General features: G+C 45.4%; 5 protein-coding genes and 1 pseudogene. All 6 read right to left on the bottom strand.

Translation table 11 applies throughout. From position 1 onward, the window contains the following. Positions 1-19: 19 nt before the first annotated feature. Entirely contained in the window at positions 20-253 is a 234-nt protein-coding gene (locus QVO66_RS10410; protein WP_021855432.1) for a DUF4248 domain-containing protein, read from the bottom strand. 910 nt (positions 254-1,163) lie between these two features. Then, a complete protein-coding gene (locus tag QVO66_RS10405; protein WP_021855431.1) occupies positions 1,164-2,306 on the bottom strand; it encodes an aspartate aminotransferase family protein in 1,143 nt (380 codons plus the stop codon). 83 nt (positions 2,307-2,389) lie between these two features. Further along, positions 2,390-2,779, bottom strand: coding sequence for a four helix bundle protein (locus tag QVO66_RS10400; protein WP_021855430.1), 390 nt, complete (start codon positions 2,777-2,779; stop codon positions 2,390-2,392). 55 nt (positions 2,780-2,834) lie between these two features. Then, positions 2,835-3,803, bottom strand: coding sequence for an N-acetyl-gamma-glutamyl-phosphate reductase (gene argC / locus QVO66_RS10395; protein ID WP_288172815.1), 969 nt, complete (start codon positions 3,801-3,803; stop codon positions 2,835-2,837). Positions 3,804-4,099: 296 nt separating this feature from the next. Then, complete coding sequence (locus QVO66_RS10390) at positions 4,100-4,303, bottom strand: PspC domain-containing protein (RefSeq protein ID WP_021855428.1); 204 nt, start codon at positions 4,301-4,303, stop codon at positions 4,100-4,102. A gap of 4 nt (positions 4,304-4,307) precedes the next feature. Continuing rightward, positions 4,308-4,717: pseudogene (locus tag QVO66_RS10385) on the bottom strand (argininosuccinate synthase domain-containing protein); the annotation flags it as partial.

The raw sequence follows: 4,717 nt of genomic DNA, 5'->3' as shown, positions 1-4,717 counted from the left end.
TAAAAGTTTGAATATACTTTTACGGCTCCCCCAGTGCCTCAACAATCTCTTTTACCTCGGCGGGTGTCCATGTGCGCGACTTGCCGCTGCCTAACGTCTCGAGACGGGCGGTGAGACCGGGACTTAGGGCTATCCACTGACGAAGCTTGCGGTAGGCGGCACCGGGAGTCAGTGTGGGACAATAAAGCTGGGCTAGTTCTGTGCGGCCATAGGCGCGAATCCTGAATTCAATCTGTGTCTGTGTATCTTTCATGATATTTATGTTTTTGTTTGTTATCCTAATTTATTTTGTTTACGCCGTCCGGCTTAATCATAAAGCAACTTTTGCTGACATTATAATATTATACAGCCGGGCGCTTATCTGACGCAAAGATAACGCAAATCGAGAGCAGAAGCATAAAGCTTGCTTGAATGGTATGCCGAGATGCAGATTATCTTATGCAAAGATAACACATCTTGAAAGAGAATGCAAATTTTAACACGCTAGACATCACGCTAGATGTTTACAACAAACTGATTTTCAAATTATTACAAAGCCAACAAATCAGCACAATGTAAAGATTTAAGAATATTGACATGGTGAGTCAGCTAAGATCAAATCAAATTTGGCGACATCAAAAAGTAGAATAAATTTTGACAAGGTCCAAAAACTGAAAGGAAAATCGTGGATTATGATTAACATAAACGCAAAAAGAACACAGATTAAAGAGTAACTATAAGCAAAATCATGCGTATTGGTTTCAAATCATTAACCTATCGTTTACGGGTCGTAAATGGGCCACTTTTGATGCAAAAGTGGCCCATTTTTTAGTCGTAAACTAATAAGTTTTCTGACGAAAGTGAAAAAAGAAAAGCGAAAAGTGAAAAATCCAATTGCTGAACTACTTTATTGCAACAAGGCATTTGACTTTAACTCCCGTCTAAAGAAAGTGAAAAACGAAAAGTGAAAAGTGAAAAATCCAATTGCTGAACTACTTTATAGCAACAAGGCATTTGACTTTAACTCCTAGCCAACTTGTTGGCGATAACTACTCTAACTCCTTTAACTCCAGCATGAAATACAGCACTGTTTTATTTCAACAAAAAAAGGCGGCCGAGAATGTCGGCTGCCCTAGGATGAAGCATTTATTACTATAATGATTAACCATAAATCCACATTAAGCCTAAATCTCGGCGAACGCCTTTTTGAGACGCTCTATGAAATCGTCAGCCATGGATTTGGTGAAGCACAGGGGCGGAAGAAGACGGAGAATGTTTGTTGAGGCACAGCCCGTGAAGCAGTGCTGGGTGTAAACAAGATTCTGACGCAGCGCCTTGTGAGGTATGTCGAGGTCGATGCCTATCATGAGGCCGCGACCACGCACGTCGGTGATGCGCTTCTCCGTAGCCTGTAACTCTTTCAGCTTAGCCATGAGATATTCGCCTGCCTCATGCGCATTGTCTACAAGATGCTCTCTCTCCATAACGTCAAGCACGGCAAGAGCTGCTGCACATGCCAGATGGTTACCGCCAAAGGTTGTTCCGAGCTGTCCGTATTCGGGCTTGAAGTCGGGCGAGATAAGTACGGCACCCATGGGGAAGCCGTTGCCAATGCCTTTGGCCACGGTGATAAGGTCGGGACGTATGCCGAGCCACTGATGAGCGAAGAACTTGCCCGAACGGCCGTAGCCGCACTGTATCTCGTCGCATATCAGCACAGCACCGTATTTCTTGCAGGCTGCCTGAAGTCCCTTGGCAAACTCCTCAGTGGCGAGCTTTATGCCGCCCACACCCTGTATGCACTCAATGATGCAGGCGCAGACGTCGCCCTTAGCCAGTTCGCGCTCCCATGCCTCAAGGTCGTTAAGAGGCAGATAAGTTACGTGATTGTTGGCATTGATGGGCGCGATAATCTTAGGATTGTCTGTCGCTTCAACGGCAAGCGAGGTGCGTCCGTGGAACGCCTTTGAGGCAGACAGCACACGCGTGCGTCCCGTCTTAAACGAAGCCAGCTTCAGCGCATTCTCGTTAGCCTCGGCTCCGCTGTTGATCAGGAACAGCTGATAGTCGTCATAGCCGCACGCCTTGCCTAGCCTTTCAGCAAGCTGACGCTGAAGGTCGTTGATTACAGAGTTGCTGTAAAAGCCGAGAGCGTTGAGCTGCTCTGTGAGTTTCTCTACATAATGCGGATGGCAGTGGCCAATGCTTATAACGGCATGACCGCCGTAAAGGTCGAGATACTCCTGTCCCTTGTCGTCCCAAACAGAACAGCCACGACTTTTTACTATGTTAATGTCGAATAATGGATAAACGTCGAATAAATTCATTTTATTTAAGTTAAGAGTGAAGAACGAAGAGTGAAGAATTCAATTGCTTTGTTATGATTGATTCACCTCGTTTTTTCACCATATCATTTATTATTTCTTTGTTTTGCTGTTTTTACTGATGCCACCAATATGGCAGTCAGTTCGTTACAGTCTTGCAACATGCTATCTGCTTCTTTGTCATTGATAAAATCTGTATCTCTAAGAAGATTCAACCAATAAAAAGTTTCATTACATTCTTTCAATGCTATTGACAGTTTATTTATGAAGTCTGAAGAACTTTGAGCGAATTCAGCTTCCCTTACCAACGCTCCTATGGCAGTACCAGAGCGAAGCACTTGATTGGTAAGTGCATATTCCTTTGCAGAACATTTTATATACTTCACCATATTGACAATACGTATCGAGAATTCATAACTTTTCCGATGTAAAGGTGAATCGCTACGATTATATTCGCTTATTATTTTATTTCCCATGCCATTATGTGAATTAAGCTATTGAATTTTTCACTCTTCGTTCTTCACTCTTCACTTAAAAAGCCGTCGGCTTTAATCTTAATCCTTCTGTTTCGTCAATGCCGAACATGATGTTCATGTTCTGCACGGCCTGACCTACGGCACCTTTAAGGAGATTGTCTATGCATGAAGTGATGAGAAGCTTGTTGCCGAATTTATCGCAGTGAACGAGGCATTTGTTGGTGTTTACTACCTGCTTCAGGTCGATGGCCTTGTCGACATAATGAGTGAAGGGGGCGTCCTTGTAGAACGACTTGTAGCCCTCTATTATCTCATCAGCCTGAGCGTCGGTCTTCACTACGCAAGTGGCGAAGATGCCACGGGCGAAGTCGCCGCGATAAGGGATGAAGTCGATGTCGGCATCGAGCGAGCCTTGCACCTGCGTCAGGCTCTGCCTAATCTCGGGCACGTGCTGATGACTGAACGGCTTGTATATGCTCAGGTTGTTGTTGCGCCAACTGAAATGCGTTGTCGCGCCGGGCTTCTGTCCTGCGCCCGTGCTGCCCGTAATGGCATTAACGGCCACGTCGTCGTTGATAAGTTTCATGGCGGCGGCAGGCAACAGACCGAGCTGTATGCAGGTGGCAAAGCATCCCGGGTTAGCCACATGATTGGCCTTGGCTATCTTGTCGCGGTTGATTTCGGGCAGACCATAAACATAGTCGTTGCCCGGCTCAGCCAGACGGAAGTCCTGCGCGAGGTCTATTATCTTGACGTTGGCCGGTATGTCGTGTTCCTGAAGAAACTGACGGCTCTTGCCGTGACCGAAACAGAAGAACACAACATCCACCTTATCAAACGGCATATCCGACGTGAAGCACATATCCGTGTCACCGTAAAGTCCTTCGTGAACATCAGTAACAGGATTGCCTGCGTTGCTCTCGCTGTTGGCAAACACAATCTCTGCCTGCGGATGATTTATCAATAATCTTATAAGTTCGCCGCCGGTATATCCGGCGGCACCAAGTATTCCGATTTTTATCATTTTAAAGTAGTTAAAGGAGTTATCGCCAACAAGTTGGCTAGGAGTTAAAGTCAAATGCCTTGTTGCTATAAATAAAGAGCCAACAATCTGTGAAGCTAAATTCAATTTGCCTACTTCCTATTTTTTATTAATAGGTATGAGTTTCGGATCACAGATTCTGATACTTTATACTGTCGGATTACAAATCCGACAGAACAATAGCTTTGTAGTTTTATTGTCGTTATAGAGCAACTCAGCATTTGAATTGTTCACTTTTCACTCTATCTAAATTCACTCAACCCTGATCATTGCAGTTTTCAAGGAAGTATATTTCTTTCTCGTGGAACGATAAGCCAAAAGACGAGATAAAGAATGAAGCCTGTGCCATAACTCACCACTACGGACAAAGCCCATAATATACGTACAATGGTAGAATCTATTCCGAAATAGTCGGCCAGGCCGCCACATACGCCCGCAATCTTGCGGTCTTTATCCGACAAATATAATTTTCGGCCTATCATACCGTTATCTTTCCTCGTCCTCGTGTATTCCGTAATAAACTCTCAGCGGAGTGCTCAGCACCTTTATGAAGCCCTTGGCCTCTTCGGCTGTCCAGCCGTGCTGCATCTCGCCGTACTCGCCAAGTTTTGACTTAAGCAGATCGTCGGGCGAATCAACACCTACACACTCGAAACCTAACGGACGGAGCTTCAGTATGGCCGTACCATTTACGTTGCGCTGGCTGCTGGTGAGCATAGCCTCGATGTCGGGCATTACAGGCTCAAGATACTGACTCTCGTGCAAGAACATTCCGTACCAGTTGGCAACCTGGTCTTTCCAGTACTGCTGCCACTTGCTCAACGTATATTTCTCGAGCATGCGGTGAGCCTCTATTATCAGTTTCGGAGCGGCAGCCTCAAAACCTACACGACCCT

The sequence above is a fragment of the Prevotella sp. CAG:255 genome, assembly GCF_000431195.1.
Taxonomy (GTDB): domain Bacteria; phylum Bacteroidota; class Bacteroidia; order Bacteroidales; family Bacteroidaceae; genus Prevotella; species Prevotella rara.
The sequence above is the reverse complement of the archived record's forward strand: the minus strand, read 5'-3'. Positions and strand labels throughout refer to the sequence as shown.